Below are 14,159 nucleotides of genomic sequence, written 5' to 3'. Positions count from 1 at the left end.
TCCTAGTCCCACCCCACCCCCACATCCGGTCGATCATGAAGTTGACGGCGTTCTCGATCTCCGATCCGGCCGCCAACCTCATGATCAACCGAGAGGAGAGGGTCAGAGGGAGACGGGGCGGCCGCCCAGGGTCACCGTGAGGCGGCCGTCGCCGGTGAAGGACCAGGCGAGGGCGCCGGAGTACGTGGAGCAGCGGGAGCCGTTGCTGCCGGACCAGAACTGGTTCGAGCCGTCCACGTTGCCGACCGTCTTGTCGTTGGAGCCGCTGCCGGCGAAGCGGCAGGACGTGTTGCTCCGGAACACCGAGGTGCCGGCGTCGAACGAGAAGTTGCGTTCGGTGTTGTCGATGCTCAGGTTGTTCGAGATCGTCATGGTGCCCGGGTTGCGGTTGTACGTGAACCCGTGCTTGCCGTTGCGGTACGCGATGGTGCGCCGGACGGTGTGGTTCACCGCGATGTCCTCGCCGCCGAGCTTGAAGCCGTTGCGGTCGCCGTTGCCGTTCTGCGTGCCGTTGCTCAGCGTGCCATTGCTGTACGCGAGCGAGTCCTCGATGGTCACCGTGCCGATCGCGCCGGTGTCGGACTTGGTGTACAGGTCCCACCCGTCGTCGATGTTGTGGTGCGACACCGCGTACCGGAAGACGTTGCCGCCGCCGACGGTGAGCTTGGCCGCGAAGCCGTCGGCGTCCTCGCCGTCGGAGTCGGCGTTGTCGTGCGACTCCACGCTGACCATGAGGTTGTTGGCGGGCCACTGGTCGCGGGGCGTGCTGGAGGCGATCCGGGACAGTTGCAGCCCGGTGTCGCGGTTGAAGCGGGTCACCGTCCGCTCGATGATGTTGTTGCTGCCGCCGACGAAGATGCCGTTGTCACCGGCCCGCTCCACTACGATCCCGCGCACGTGCCAGTACGAGGCGTTCAGCGCGAGCCCTCGGTTGGCCGGGTCCTCGCTCATCGCGGAGAAGTTCAGGATCGGCGTCTCGCCCGGGTAGGCGTACAGGTTCTTGCGGGCGCCCGACGTGCCGTTGTTGCCGGCGGCGACGGTGACCGTCTGGGACAGGTTGTAGGTGCCGCCGCGCAGGTAGATCGTGCCGCCCGCGCCGACGCGGGTGATCGCCGCGGCGATCGTGGTGGGGCTGGCCTGGGTGCCGGCCGCCCCGGCGGTGCCGTTCGGCGCGGCGTAGATCGCGCCGCCGGTCGGCGGCGGCGTGCTGGGGGGTGGCGTGCTCGGGGGCGGGCTGCTGGGCGGCGGCGTACTCGGCGGCGGGGCGCTGGTCGGCGGCGTGCCGGTGGTGGGGGTGACGCCGCCGGTGCAGGTGACACCGTTGACGGCGAACGAGGTCGGGACCGGGTTGCTGCTGTTGTTCCAGGTGCCGTTGAAGCCGAACGACGTGCTCGCGTTGGTGCCCAGGCTGCCGTTGTAGCTGACGTTGGCGGCCCGCACCGAGGCGCCGCTGGCGGTGATCTCGGCGCCCCAGGCCTGGGCGACGGTCTGACCGGCGGCGAACGTCCAGGTGACGGCCCATCCGTTGAGCGGGTCGCCGAGGTTCGTCAGGTTGACGTTGGCGGTGAAGCCGCTGCCCCACTGCGCGGTGACGGCGTAGTCGACGCGGCAGCCGGCGGCCGCCTGCGCGGCGGTCGCGCCGACGGCCAGGCCGGACGCGGCGAGCGCGGCCGTCGCCGCGGCGGACGTCCACAACACCGTACGGCGGTGTCGGTTGATCATGCTGGTCTCCTGCGGGTGGTGGTGCCGTGCCCGCGCCGGCACCGATGCCCTGTCGGTGTCGGGGGCGGGCCTTGATACCCGGACGTCCCACGAACGCTCACGTCTCCCGCGCAGTAAGCGCTTTCAGCGCAGCCTAACGACGGACGTCGATGTGGTCAAACCTCGGTACGCACTGAACGATCTCGACGCGCCGTCCGTATCCACTGCCGACCGGAACATCGGCCGGAACCGCGATGCCGGAGCGGGCACGAGCACGATTCCTCCAGTCGTCACTTCGCACCGTGGAGACGGGGCGGCACCCGCCGCACCGGCCCTCCCGGTCAACCAGAGGAGAGGTGCATGGCCAGGGGTACGCGCAAGACCGCGGTCCTGAAGCTCGGCGGGGTGGGCGCCCTCGCGGCGCTGTTGTTCGCCGGCGGACTGCAACTGGCGTCGGCGGGCGAGAACAACCGCCCGGCCACCACAGCCGCCGCGCAGACCGTGAACTGCCCGACCGTACGCGACAAGCTGCCCGCCGTCCCCGCTGCGGCGTCGGCCCAGGTGGAACGGGAACTGGCCAACCTGGACCAGGAGATCGCCCGGCAGAACGAGCGGCTGGCCCGGCAGGCGGTACGCCCCGAGGGCGGACCGGCGTTCATCGACAACGCCATCCTCGGCCCGCTGCGCAGCAAGCGCGTCGCCGTGCTCGACCGCATCGAGATCGCCTTCAACCGGATCGGCGCGCAGCGACCTAACCTGGACGCGCTGGCGGCCTGCTCGCTCAACGCCCCGGGCGTGCCGAGCGCCGTCAACGGCGGTGCCGGCCAGAACGGTGCCGGCCAGAACGGCAACGGCAACGCCGGCGGGCAGAACGGCAACGCTCAGAACGGCAACGGCAACGCCGGGGGTCAGAACGGCAACGCGGGCGGCCAGAACGGTAACGCCGGCGGCGCGGCGCGGACCGTCAACTGCCCCCGCGTCGTGCTCCCCGCCGTCCCGGCGGCGGCCGCGGGCCAGGTGCAGGCCGAACTGGCCACGCTGGACAAGCAGATCGCCGAGGCCGACGCCCGCCTCGCCCGGCTCGCGGTACGCCCCGAGGGCGGACCGGCGTTCATCGACAACGCCATCCTCGGCCCGCTGCGCAGCAAGCGCGTCGCGGCGCTCGACCGCATCGAGATCGCGTTCAACCGGGTCGGCGCGCAGCGGCCGAACCTGGACGGGTTCGCCACCTGCGGCCTGAACTGACAGGGACCGGTCGCGGCCCGGCGGTGCGCATCCGCCGGGCCGCGACTGCGGTCACAACGGCCCGAACACGTCGCCCGGGTCGGCGTCCAGCGAGAGCGTCTCCAGCACGGTGAGCAGTTGCCGTTCCTCGTACCGGAAGTGCGACTCCATGATCGCCGCCACGCCCTCCAGGTGCCGGGCCAGTTCCCCGGGCGGGGCGTCGCGGGCCACCGCCGCGCTCAGCCCGGTCAGTAGGTACCCGATCATCGAGTGGTCCTGCCGCAGCCGGTCCAGCGTGCCGCGCAGCTCCGGATGCCGCGCTGCGATCGCCGGGAAGAGGCTGTGGTCCTCGCCCTCGTGATGCGCGGTCAGCGCCGCGCAGAACCCGTGGCAGAACAACAGCAGCTCACGTGTCGCCGGGCGGGCCGGCTCGCCGTCGGCGAGCGCCCGCCGGGTCACCGCCAGCGCCTCGCGCAGCCGCTCGTGAACGGCGCGCATCTCGCGGCTCCAGGCCACCAGCCTGGTCTGTTCGCCCTCAGCCATGAGGCGAGGGCGAAGGGACGACGAGTGTCATCGTCGTGCTCCCTTCGATCCGGCGCCTCCATGCCTGACACGGTCTGCCACCGGCACGCGACGCTGGGCGGAGCCTAACCGGCGGCACCGGCGCCATCAAGTAGTGCCAGCGCTACCCCGGTTCGGCAGCTGGCGGTATGGAGCGCGGGGCCCGGTTCTCCGAGGCTTGAGGTCGTACCCGTTCACCTCCGTCGAGGAGTTCCCATGACCCGCCGTACCTTCCCGGTGGCCGTCGGCGCCGCGGCCCTGCTCACCGTCACCGCGCTGGGTGTGCCCGCCGCGTCCGCCACCACCACCGACGCCCGGCGTCCGGCCGCAGACGCCGTCCAGCAGCGACTGGACGGCCTGGTCGCCGAGCACGGCTTCCCCGGGGCGCTGGCCTCCGTACGCCGCGACGGCCGGGTGCGCGACTACACCGCCGGTGTCGGTGACCTGCGCACCGGCGCCGGGATCCCCCGCGACGCCCGGGTGCGCGTCGGCAGCAACACCAAGACGTTCACCGCGGTGGTCGTCCTCCAGCTCGTCGGCGAGGGCCGGATCGACCTGGACGCCAGCGTCGAGCGCTACCTGCCCGGCTTGGTGCGCGCCAACGGCAACGACGGGCGGCGGATCACCGTACGCCAGCTGCTCCAGCAGACCAGCGGCCTGCCCGACTACGACGACGTGGTGTTCGGCAAGGCGCAGGACCTCGTGGACCGGCGCAGCGACTACTTCGACCCGCGCCGGCTGCTGGACGAGGCACTCACCCAGTCGCGGCACTTCCCGCCGGGCGAGAAGTGGGAGTACAGCAACACCAACTTCGTCCTCGCCGGACTGATCGTCGAGCGGGTCACCCAGCGCCCGGTCGGCGAGGAGATCACCCGGCGGATCATCGAGCCGCTGCGGCTGCGCGACACGTACTGGCCGCAGACCGGCGAGCAGGACCTGCCCGGCCGGCTGCCGCGCGGATACGTGGCGGTGGAGCCCGGCGCGCCGTGGGTCGACGTGACCCGGATGGACCCGTCGCTGGGCTGGGCCGCCGGCCAGCTCGTCTCGACGCCGTCGGACCTGCGCACGTTCTTCGAGGCGCTGCTGGCGGGCCGGCTGCTCGAGCCGGCCCAGCAGGCCGCCCTGACGCGTACCGTGCCGGCGCCCGACTTCGAGCCCAGCGGCGTCTGGGAGTACGGCCTGGGCATCGCCCGGCACGAGCTGCCCTGCGGCGGTCACGCCTGGGGGCACGGCGGTGACATCCAGGGCTTCCAGACCCGCAACCTGTCCACCACGGACGGGCGCAGCGCGGTGGTCGCGGTGACCGGGCTGCCGACGAGCATGGAGATGCTGGAGGCGGTCACCAGCACCGTCGACGCGGCCCTTTGCGGCACCCGCCGCTGATCCGCCTCGACACCGCACGCGCGCCGCCTCCCGCGAGGCGGCGCGCGGACGTGCGTGCGTCTACCGCCGGCCGTCGAGATAGCGCAGCACGGCGGTGACCCGGCGGTCGGCGCGGTCGTCAGGCGGCAGGCTCAGCTTCGCGAAGATGCTGCGGATGTGCTTGTGCACCGCGCCGTCGGTGACGAACAGCCGTTCCGCGATCGCGCCGTTGCCCAGCCCCTCGGCCATCAGCGCAAGCACCTCGTGCTCGCGCGGCGACAGCTCGGCCAGCGCGGTGTCCGGCCGCCGGTTGCGGGCGAGCAACTGCCCGACCACCTCGGGGTCGATCACGCTGCCGCCGGCCGCGACGCGGTGCAGCGCGGCGAGGAACTCCTTGACCCGGCCCACCCGCTCCTTGAGCAGGTAGCCGAGCCCGGAGGCGCCGACCGAGAACAGCTCGGTGGCGAACGCCTGCTCGACGTACGCGGACAGGACCAGCACCGCGAGGCCCGGCAGGCGGCGGCGGGCCTCGACCGCGGCGACGATCCCCTCGTCGGTGTGCGTGGGCGGCATCCGCACGTCGACGATCGCCACGTCCGGCCGGTGCTCGTCCACGGCGGCCAGGAACTCCCCCGGCGTGCCGGCGGTGGCCACCACGTCCAGGTCCTCGGCGCGCAGCAGCAGCGCCAGCCCTTCGCGCAGCAGCGCGTCGTCCTCGGCGATCACGATCCGCATGGCAGCTCCACGTGCATCCTCGTCGGTCCTCCCGGTGGACTCGTCAGCGTCATCCGCCCGTCGTACGCCTCGACCCGGCGGCGGATGCCGGTCAGCCCGGAGCCACGCGTCTCGTCGGCGTCCCCGCGCCCGTCGTCGGTGACTGTGACGAGCAGCCGGTTCCCCTCCCGGCGCACGGCGACCTCCACCGCGCTCGCGCCGCTGTGCCGGACCACGTTCGTCAACGCCTCGGCCACCACGAAGTACGCGGTGGCCTCGACCGACGCCGCGCAGCGCACGTCGACGTCCACCGACAGGCGGCACGGCACCGCGCACTCCGCGGCGAGTCCGTCGAGCGCCCCGGCCAGGCCCCGGTCGCCGAGCACCGGCGGCAGGATGCCGCGCACCACCGTACGCAGCTCACCGAGCGCCTGCTCGGCCGCGTTCTGCGCGCGTTCCAGGATCTCGTCGGCGCGGGCCGGGTCACGGCGTACCGCCCGCCGCGCGGCGCCGAGCAGCACGTTCACCGCGACCAGCCGGTTCTGCGTGCCGTCGTGCAGCGAGCGTTCGATCCGGCGCAGCTCCACCGCGTGGGCGTCGAGCGCGGCGGCCCGGGTGGCGGTCAGTTCGGCGACCCGCAGCGACAGGTCGAACCCGGGCGGCGGGGGCAGCAGCCGGCGGCCCGGCCGGGCCTGGATCCGCGCCAGGGCCGGCCCGGTCGCGACCGCGAGCACCAGCCACCCGATGCCGAGCACGCCGACAGTGAGCGCGTCGCCGAGCCCGTCGACGCGCCACCAGCCGATCCCCGGCGCACCGGCGTCCGGCGGCACCAGCCGGTACCACAGCGGGAACGTCATGTCCTGCACGGCGTAGATCGGCAGCGCGAGCGCGATCAGCCCGGCGCCGAAGCCGAGCGTTCCGTGGGTGGCCACCCAGCGCAGTTCCCGCCGGACGACCGGGTCGCGCAGCGCCGGGCGCACCCCGGCCGGCACCGGGCCGGGCGACGGGATCGGCGGCCCCCACCGGGACAGCCGGGCACGCTCGCGGTCGGCCACCGACCGCACCGCCCGCAGCATCCCGGGTACGAGCAGCAGTCCGAACCCGCCGACGCAGGCCGCCGCCACGACGACGGCCCCGAACAGCGCGCCGAGCGCCAGCACGGCAGTGCCGAGCCCGCCGACGAGGTGCTCCAGCGCGTCCACCGCGGCGCGGAACCGCCTGCGTACGTACTCCATCCCCGGCCCACCCCCGGCCGCCACGATAGGTCACCGCTGTCGCCGTCCGTCAGGTCCGGGCGCGGAAAGTACAGCCTGCTGTACCCCGGTCGTCGTGCTGGCGGGATCGTTCCCGGACGGCCGCGCGCCTAGCGTCGAGGTGCAAGGACGTCACCCGAGGAGGCAGCCGTGAACGACCTGGACCGTACCGCCGAGAACACCGCCGCGACGACGCCCGTCACCCGGATGCGCCCGCTGCTCTGGCTGGTGCTCGTCGTCAGCGTGGCGGCGAACGTGACGCTGTCGAGCGTCCTGGGCAACCCGTGGGCCGGTTCGGCCTTCGGCGCGCTGGCGCTCGCGTCCGGCGCGGCGCTGGCAGTGAACCACTACCGCAACCGCTGACCCGCCGCCGTGCGGGCGGCGCCGGGAAGCCGGGCGGGGCGGGCCGGGACGACGATCGGCCCGCCCTGCGGCGTTCGCCCGGCGACCACTCCCCCGGCTGGTACGACTGGTGTCGTCGCGGGAGGTCCGCGGCTGAGCGCGTTAACGTCACCACTCGATTGACAGACGACTATGTGAACGCCAGGCTAGGGGAGATTGTTAGCGCTAACGCGGACGTCATCCCCACCGCAGAGGAGGGCCCCTCGTGCCCCTGACCCGACGCGCGTTCACCCTCGGTGCCCTGTCCACCGCTGCAGCCGCCTCCGGCGCGCTCAGCCTGCCCCGCGGCGCGCTCGCCGCGCCGAACACGGCCTACGCCATGGCCTACTTCACCGAGACGCCGAACGGTCTCGGCGCCGACTACGGCCTGCACCTGGCCGTCAGCCGGGACGGCCTCAACTGGACCCCGCTGAACCAGAACAACCCGGTCGTCACCCCGACCGCCGGGCAACTCGGCCTGCGCGACCCGTTCGTGCTGCGCAGGACCGACGGCACGTTCGTGGTGCTCGCCACCGACCTCAAGGGCACCAACTGGGGGCTGACCAGCCAGTACCTGCACGTGTGGGACTCCACCGACCTGACCGCGTTCACCGGTTACCGGCGCATCCGGATGCACACGCTGGACACCCACACGTGGGCGCCGACCGCGTTCTGGGACGCCGCCCGCGGCCAGTACGCCATCGTCTACTCCGCCAACAACGGCCGGGACGTGCTGTTCGTCAACTACACGAGCGACTTCCGCACCGTCAGCGCACCGCAGGTCTACTTCAGCCCGGGCTTCGGCGTGCTCGACGGCGACGTGGTGGTCGACGGCGGCACCACGTACCTCTACTACAAGAACCTCGACGACGGGTACCTGTACGGCGCCCGGTCCGCCACCGGCGCGCCGAACAGCTTCACCACGTACACCGGCGGGCTGCGGCAGGGCAACGCGATCGAGGCGCCGCTGCTGCTGCGCACGAACGAGGGCGGCTGGCGGCTGTGGGGCGACTCGTTCAGCCCCGTCAACAACGACTACTACGCCTGGTCCACGACCACCATCGCGGGCAACTCGTGGACGCCGCTGAACCAGCGCGACTACACCCCACCGCTGAACTCCAAGCACGGCTCGATGGTCGGCATCAGCGACGCCGAGTACGCCGGGATGGTCAACCGCTGGGGCACGCCGAACTGGGTGCGGCTCAAGTCGTCGAACCTGCCCGACCGCTACGTCCGGCACGCCGACCGGATCGCCCGCGTCGACGCGTACCCGTTCGACCCCTACCAGGACCAGATGTGGCGCATGGTCCCCGGCCTGGCCGACTCCGCCGCCGTCTCGTTCGAGTCGGTCAACTACCCCGGCAACTACCTGCGGCACTACGACTACGCGGTCCGGCTGGACCCGAACGACGGCACCGCCACGTTCCGCGCCGACGCCACCTTCCACCGCACCGCCGGCCTGGCGGACAGCACCTGGTCGTCGTTCCGCTCGCACAACTTCCCCACCCGCTACCTGCGGCACTACGACTACCGGCTGCGCATCGACCCGCTCGGCGCCGGCTCCCCCGCGATCGACAGGCAGGACGCCACGTTCCGGGTCACCGCGTAACCGCCCCCACCACCACCGTCCCCCACCACCACCGTCCCCCGCCACGGAGGCCGCCATGCCCGCTCCCCTGGTGAACCGCCGATTCCTCCTGCGTACGACCGCCGCGACAGCCGTCGCGGCCACCGCCGGCGCCGCCGCCGGGTCCGTCTCCGCAGGCGGTACGGCACACGCCGCGCTGCCACCGGCCCGCCCCGACATCGGCGTGTCCGCGTACGCGTTCGATCCCGGCCAGGTACGGCTGACCGCCGGCCGCTGGCAGGACAACCAGAACCGTACGGTCGCTTACCTGCGCTTCGTCGACGTGAACCGGCTGCTCTACAACTTCCGGGCCAACCACCGCCTGTCCACCGGCGGCGCCGCCGCCAACGGCGGCTGGGACGCGCCCAACTTCCCGTTCCGCACCCACATGCAGGGGCACTTCCTGACCGCCTGGGCACAGGCGTGGGCGGTGCTCGGCGACACCACCTGCCGGGACAAGGCACTCACCATGGTCGCCGAACTGGCCCGCTGCCAGGCCAACAACGGCGCGGCCGGGTTCAGCGCCGGGTACCTGTCCGGCTTCCCGGAGTCCGACTTCACCGCGCTGGAGGCGCGGACGCTCAGCAACGGCAACGTGCCCTACTACTGCATCCACAAGACGCTCGCCGGGCTGCTGGACGTGTGGCGGCTGATCGGCAGCACCCAGGCCCGGGACGTGCTGCTGGCGCTGGCCGGGTGGGTCGACCAGCGCACCGGCCGGCTCACCTCGGCCCAGATGCAGGCCATGCTCGGCACCGAGTTCGGCGGCATGAACGCGGTGCTGACCGACCTCTACCAGCAGACCGGTGACGGGCGGTGGCTGACTGTCGCGCAGCGGTTCGACCACGCCGCCGTGTTCAACCCGCTCGCCGCCAACTCCGACCAGCTCAACGGGCTGCACGCCAACACGCAGGTGCCCAAGTGGATCGGCGCGGCCCGGGAGTACAAGGCCACCGGCGTCACCCGCTACCGGGACATCGCCGCGAACGCGTGGGCCATCACGGTCGGCGCGCACACGTACGCCATCGGCGGCAACAGCCAGGCCGAGCACTTCCGGGCACCCAACGCGATCGCCGGCTACCTGCGCAACGACACGTGCGAGGCCTGCAACACGTACAACATGCTCAAGCTGACCCGGGAACTCTGGCAGCTCGACCCGGACCGGGTCGCGTACGCCGACTTCTACGAGCGCGCGCTGCTCAACCACATGATCGGCCAGCAGAACCCGGCCGACGCGCACGGCCACGTCACGTACTTCACCCCGCTCAACCCGGGCGGGCGCCGCGGTGTCGGCCCGGCGTGGGGCGGCGGCACGTGGAGCACCGACTACAACTCGTTCTGGTGCTGCCAGGGCACCGGGCTGGAGACCAACACGACGCTGGCGGACGCGATCTACTTCCACAACGGCACCACGCTGACCGTCAACCTGTTCGTCCCCTCGGTGCTCACCTGGAGCCAGCGCGGCATCACCGTCACGCAGGCCACCTCGTACCCGGTCGGCGACACCACGACGCTCACCGTCACCGGCTCGGTGGCCGGGTCGTGGACGATGCGGATCCGGATCCCGGCGTGGACCAGCGGGGCGAGCGTCAGCGTCAACGGCGTCGCGGCGGGCATCGCCGCCACGCCGGGCAGCTACGCCGTCCTGACCCGCGCCTGGACCTCCGGCGACACGGTCACGGTCCGGCTGCCGATGCGGGTCACCACTGTGGCGGCCAACGACGACGCCGCTGTGCAGGCCGTCACGTACGGGCCGGTGGTGCTCTCCGGCAACTACGGCAACGCCACGTTGAGCGGCCTGCCGACGCTGGACCCCGCCTCGGTCACCCGTACCGGCGCCGGCAGCCTCGCGTTCACCGCCCGGGCCGACGGCGCCACCGTCAACCTCGGCCCGTTCTACGACGCCCACGGGCACAACTACACGGTCTACTGGCGGGTCGGCGCGGGCGGTGGCGGCGGGGAGGCGAGCTTCCGGCTCGCCAACGCGGCGAGCGGCCTGGTGCTCGGCATCCAGAACATGTCCACAGCCGACGGCGGGCTCGCGCTCCAGTGGGGCGACACCGGCACCGCCGACCACGACTGGCAGCTGGTGGTCGACGGGTCGGCGCTGCGGCTGCGCAACGTCAACAGCGGCAAGGTGCTGGGCGTGGAGAACATGTCCACGGCTGACAACGCCCGGATCCTCCAGTGGGCGGACAACGGGACCGCCGACCACCTCTGGACCGTCGTCGACGTGGGCGACGGCAGCCACAAGCTGCGCAACGTGCACACCGGCAAGCTGCTCGGCATCTCCGGCGGTTCGACCGCCCAGGGCGCGTTCGCCGTGCAGGACCCGGACAACGGCAGCCTGGACAACCAGTGGCGGTTCCTGCCCAACGGGGCGCGGCGGATCCAGAACCTCGGCAGCGGGCTGGTGCTCGGCGTGCAGAACATGTCCACCGCCGACGGCGGGCTGGTCGTCCAGTGGGGCGACACCGGCACCGCCGACCACCTCTGGACCGCGCTCGTGGACACCGGCGGCTACCTGCGGCTGCGCAACGGCAACAGCGGCAAGGTGCTGGGCGTCGAGGGCGGCTCGACAGCGGCCGGCGCCCGGATCGTCCAGTGGGCCGACAACGGCACCGCCGACCACAGGTGGCGGCTGCGGCACGGCGGAGGCGGCTGGTTCCGCATCCAGTGCGCGAACGGGGGCCGGGTGCTCGGGCTCAGCGGCGGCTCCGGCGCCCAGGGTGCGCAGGCGGTCCTCGCCGACGACACCGGGGCCGCGCACCAGCGCTGGCGGTTCCTGTAGATCAGGCGGTGACGGTGGGAGCGGTCGGGCCGCTCCCACCGCCGCCGGGATCGGTCAGGGCGTCAGGGCGTCCGGGGCGGGAGTCCAGGTCGACTCGTCCCGCACGTCGTCGGCGACGGTGATCCCCTCGGCGATCCGCAGCAGCTCGGCCTGGGGCAGCCGGCCGCCGACGCCCTCGGAGCTGACCTGGACGACGACAGTGCCGTCGGCGCTCCAGATGTTGCAGAACCCGCCTCCGCGGGCCGCCCCCGGGTAGCACTTCGTCGCACCGGGCTCCGGTGACTGGTTGGAGCTGGTGCTCGGCGTGACGAAGATGTGGAACCCGTCCCTGATCCCGCCCTCGACCGAGTCGAACGGCGCGGTCAGGCCCGAGGTGCGCAGGGGCGGCCTGGTGTACGTCGCGCCGCCGTAGTCACCGGCGCGGGCGGTGGCGATGCCGCTCAGGCCGGGCATGGCGTGCGTGCCCACCTGGAGCGGCACGTAACCCCGCGGCAGGTAGCCCACCGTGAACGGCAGCGGCGCCGGCGTCGGCCCGGCCGGCTTCAGGCCCGCGACCAGGCCGCTCAGGTCCGCGAAGCTCGGCGTCGCCGCGTCGCCGGAGATCGACGTGACGGCCGCCCAGGCGTTGTGGGCGTACTCCCAGGCGAACAGCTTGTTGCCCGGATCCACCGGGTTGCGCGGGTCGAGGCCGAACGGCAGCGTCGCCTGCACCGCCCTGCGCCCGGCCACCGTGACGCTCCGACCGTCCTTGACCGCGGCCGGATCGAAGGCGCCGGGCCGGTAGACGGTCAGGTACGCCCACAGAGTCGGCTTCGCCCCGGCGGCCGTCCTCTCCTGCTCGAACGCCTCGGCCTCGTCCTGGCTGACGGGCTTGTCGTTCGAGGTGTGCCGGTCGGAGTAGACGGGGGCGATCTGGTACGCGGTCGACACGACGATCGGGTCCTGCACGTGCAGCGTGCCGGCGTCGTACCCGGTGAAGGTGAAGGTGAACGGCGAGGCGTCCGGCCAGGGGCTGACGCCCGGACGCGGCGCCTCGGACAGCGCCGAGGCGGTGCGCCTCGCGTCCAGGGTCGGCACCGTGATCGCGGCGGCGACCGCCACCGCGACGAGGCCCGCGGCGCCGGCTGTCGCGAACCGGTTCCGGCGGCGCCGCTCGGCGCGCCGCCCGGCCGCGACGATGTCGTCGACGGTACGGCCCATCGGCGGCTCGTCGCCGGTCACGGCGTCCACCAGTTCACGCAACTGCATTTGTCCACTCCTCCATCGGCCTGCCGGTGAGATTGAGGTGTTCGCCGCCGAGGGACTCGCGCAGCTTCGCCAGCCCACGGGAGACCTGGCTCTTGGCCGTAGTCAAGCGTCTATAGAAGCCAACAGGTCGGGTTTTTGACAATCGCATGGCTGACATCGGGCTCACGAGTTAGAGCTCCTAACTCTTTGAGTGTTGGAGTCGGCGCCAGCAGATGATGGCGCAGGCGAGGGTGAGGAACGCTTCGTGGATGTCGTCGCGGATCTCCCAGCGGATGCGCAGGCGGCGGAACCAGTGCAGTAGGGCGATGGTCTGCTCGACGACCCACCGTCGGGTGCCGAGCCCGGAGCCGTGGCCGGTGCCGCGTCGGGCGATGACCGGGGTGATGCCTTTGGCCCTGAGGTCGCGTCGGTAGCAGTCGTAGTCGTAGCCGCGATCGGCGTAGATGCGGTCGGGTCGCTGCCGGGGCCGGCCGCGGACGCCCTTGATGCGGGGGACCTTGTCGACCAGGGGCATGAGCTGGGTGACGTCGTGGCGGTTGCCGCCGGTCAGTGCCGTGGCGAGGGGGATGCCGCCCGCGTCGGTGATGACGTGGTGTTTCGAGCCTGGCTTGCGGCGGTCGACCGGGCTCGGACCGGTTTTGGGCCACCCTTGAGCGCCCGGACGTGGGAGCCGTCGATCACCGCCCGGGACATGTCCAACTGCCCGGCGGCCCGGAGTCTGCCGAGCAGCACCTCATGCAGGCGTTGCCACACGCCGGCGTCATTCCAGTCCCGCAACCTGCGCCAGCAGGTCATGCCCGACCCGAACCCAAGCTCTTGGGGCAGGTACTCCCACGGGATCGCGGTGTAGAGCACGAACAAGATCCCGCACAGCACCTTGCGATCATCGAGAGGCTTGCGGCCCGGGAACCGTCGCCGTCGGGGCGGACGGGGCGGCAGCAGCGGTGCGACCTCGGCCCAGAGTTCGTCCGAGACGATCCACGGCGGCTGCTCACCCCTCCTCACGTTCAGACAGAACGATCCTCACGTCCCGAGGACACGCCCAACATCATTTCGTTAGGAGCTCTTAGACAGGGCTGTACGCGTTGCTGGCGCGGGGGTGATCAGGGAATGTGCATGACGCGTGCCGTCCAGGATGACGCACCACTCCGCCTCCGCTTCCGCCGAGTTGGAGGTGCGCCTGATCATGCCGATACGGACGCACGACGTCGACTACTCGCATAATCTGGCCTGCTAGCGCTTCTGCCCCGCGTTATCAATTGCTCATGCTTTGCGATCACGCCTCCGGGTGCCGAGC

Annotated in this window: 11 protein-coding genes; 5 read left to right on the top strand and 6 right to left on the bottom strand. The window is 72.2% G+C overall.

The window, feature by feature from the left end; genetic code table 11:
- Positions 1-102 precede the first annotated feature (102 nt).
- Complete coding sequence (locus MICAU_RS12840; protein ID WP_013285739.1) at positions 103-1,722, bottom strand: cellulose-binding domain-containing protein; 1,620 nt, start codon at positions 1,720-1,722, stop codon at positions 103-105.
- Positions 1,723-2,061: 339 nt separating this feature from the next.
- On the opposite strand from MICAU_RS12840, the gene MICAU_RS12835 reads away from it, so the two are divergent.
- Complete coding sequence (locus MICAU_RS12835) at positions 2,062-2,946, top strand: hypothetical protein (protein ID WP_013285738.1); 885 nt, start codon at positions 2,062-2,064, stop codon at positions 2,944-2,946.
- 51 nt (positions 2,947-2,997) lie between these two features.
- On the opposite strand, the gene MICAU_RS12830 is transcribed toward MICAU_RS12835, so the two are convergent.
- Positions 2,998-3,468: a hemerythrin domain-containing protein gene (locus MICAU_RS12830; protein WP_013285737.1), complete on the bottom strand. Its 471-nt coding sequence runs from the start codon at positions 3,466-3,468 to the stop codon at positions 2,998-3,000.
- A 234-nt stretch (positions 3,469-3,702) separates the two neighbouring features.
- On the opposite strand from MICAU_RS12830, the gene MICAU_RS12825 reads away from it, so the two are divergent.
- Positions 3,703-4,869 carry a serine hydrolase domain-containing protein gene (locus MICAU_RS12825; protein ID WP_013285736.1) on the top strand — a complete coding sequence of 389 codons (1,167 nt, stop codon included), beginning with the start codon at positions 3,703-3,705 and terminating at the stop codon, positions 4,867-4,869.
- Between the two features lie 60 nt (positions 4,870-4,929).
- Here the strand turns inward: MICAU_RS12825 and MICAU_RS12820 are convergent, their stop codons facing one another.
- Positions 4,930-5,583, bottom strand: coding sequence for a response regulator transcription factor (locus MICAU_RS12820; protein WP_013285735.1), 654 nt, complete (start codon positions 5,581-5,583; stop codon positions 4,930-4,932).
- The gene (locus tag MICAU_RS12815; protein WP_013285734.1) at positions 5,571-6,797 is read right to left on the bottom strand and encodes a sensor histidine kinase; all 1,227 of its coding nucleotides are present in this window, start codon (positions 6,795-6,797) and stop codon (positions 5,571-5,573) included. Before MICAU_RS12815 ends, MICAU_RS12820 begins: the two co-directional genes overlap by 13 nt.
- Before the next feature lie 168 nt (positions 6,798-6,965).
- Here MICAU_RS12815 and MICAU_RS12810 point away from each other — a divergent pair, with 168 nt between their 5' ends.
- The 3 genes from MICAU_RS12810 (at position 6,966) to MICAU_RS12800 (ending at position 11,614) form a co-directional block, all read left to right on the top strand.
- Positions 6,966-7,178, top strand: a complete 213-nt coding sequence (locus MICAU_RS12810) for a hypothetical protein (protein ID WP_013285733.1) — start codon at positions 6,966-6,968, stop codon at positions 7,176-7,178.
- 244 nt (positions 7,179-7,422) lie between these two features.
- Positions 7,423-8,805, top strand: coding sequence for a glycoside hydrolase family 43 protein (locus MICAU_RS12805; protein ID WP_013285732.1), 1,383 nt, complete (start codon positions 7,423-7,425; stop codon positions 8,803-8,805).
- Positions 8,806-8,860: 55 nt separating this feature from the next.
- The gene (locus tag MICAU_RS12800) at positions 8,861-11,614 is read left to right on the top strand and encodes a beta-L-arabinofuranosidase domain-containing protein (protein ID WP_013285731.1); all 2,754 of its coding nucleotides are present in this window, start codon (positions 8,861-8,863) and stop codon (positions 11,612-11,614) included.
- 54 nt (positions 11,615-11,668) lie between these two features.
- Here MICAU_RS12800 and MICAU_RS12795 read toward each other — a convergent pair whose 3' ends face one another.
- Positions 11,669-12,862 (bottom strand): hypothetical protein, encoded by a 1,194-nt coding sequence (locus MICAU_RS12795; RefSeq protein WP_013285730.1) that lies wholly within the window; start codon positions 12,860-12,862, stop codon positions 11,669-11,671.
- 178 nt (positions 12,863-13,040) lie between these two features.
- Positions 13,041-13,840 (bottom strand): IS5 family transposase gene (locus MICAU_RS31930; protein WP_167545755.1). Its coding sequence is split into 2 segments (ribosomal slippage): positions 13,041-13,504 and positions 13,504-13,840, totalling 801 coding nucleotides; the frame shifts between segments, so codons are not numbered across the junction.
- Between the last annotated feature and the right edge of the window lie 319 nt (positions 13,841-14,159).

Origin of the sequence: Micromonospora aurantiaca ATCC 27029 (genome assembly GCF_000145235.1) — a bacterium.
Classification (GTDB): domain Bacteria; phylum Actinomycetota; class Actinomycetes; order Mycobacteriales; family Micromonosporaceae; genus Micromonospora; species Micromonospora aurantiaca.
This window is presented reverse-complemented; position numbering and strand designations above follow the sequence as displayed.

Excerpts from the sequence above, each read along its gene's own strand:
- MICAU_RS12840 (WP_013285739.1), bottom strand. The coding sequence starts at position 1,722 with ATGATCAACCGACACCGCCGTACGGTGTTGTGGACGTCCGCCGCGGCG.
- MICAU_RS12835 (WP_013285738.1), top strand. The coding sequence starts at position 2,062 with ATGGCCAGGGGTACGCGCAAGACCGCGGTCCTGAAGCTCGGCGGGGTG.
- MICAU_RS12830 (WP_013285737.1), bottom strand. The coding sequence starts at position 3,468 with ATGGCTGAGGGCGAACAGACCAGGCTGGTGGCCTGGAGCCGCGAGATG.
- MICAU_RS12825 (WP_013285736.1), top strand. The coding sequence starts at position 3,703 with ATGACCCGCCGTACCTTCCCGGTGGCCGTCGGCGCCGCGGCCCTGCTC.
- MICAU_RS12820 (WP_013285735.1), bottom strand. The coding sequence starts at position 5,583 with ATGCGGATCGTGATCGCCGAGGACGACGCGCTGCTGCGCGAAGGGCTG.
- MICAU_RS12815 (WP_013285734.1), bottom strand. The coding sequence starts at position 6,797 with ATGGAGTACGTACGCAGGCGGTTCCGCGCCGCGGTGGACGCGCTGGAG.
- MICAU_RS12800 (WP_013285731.1), top strand. The coding sequence starts at position 8,861 with ATGCCCGCTCCCCTGGTGAACCGCCGATTCCTCCTGCGTACGACCGCC.
- MICAU_RS12795 (WP_013285730.1), bottom strand. The coding sequence starts at position 12,862 with ATGCAGTTGCGTGAACTGGTGGACGCCGTGACCGGCGACGAGCCGCCG.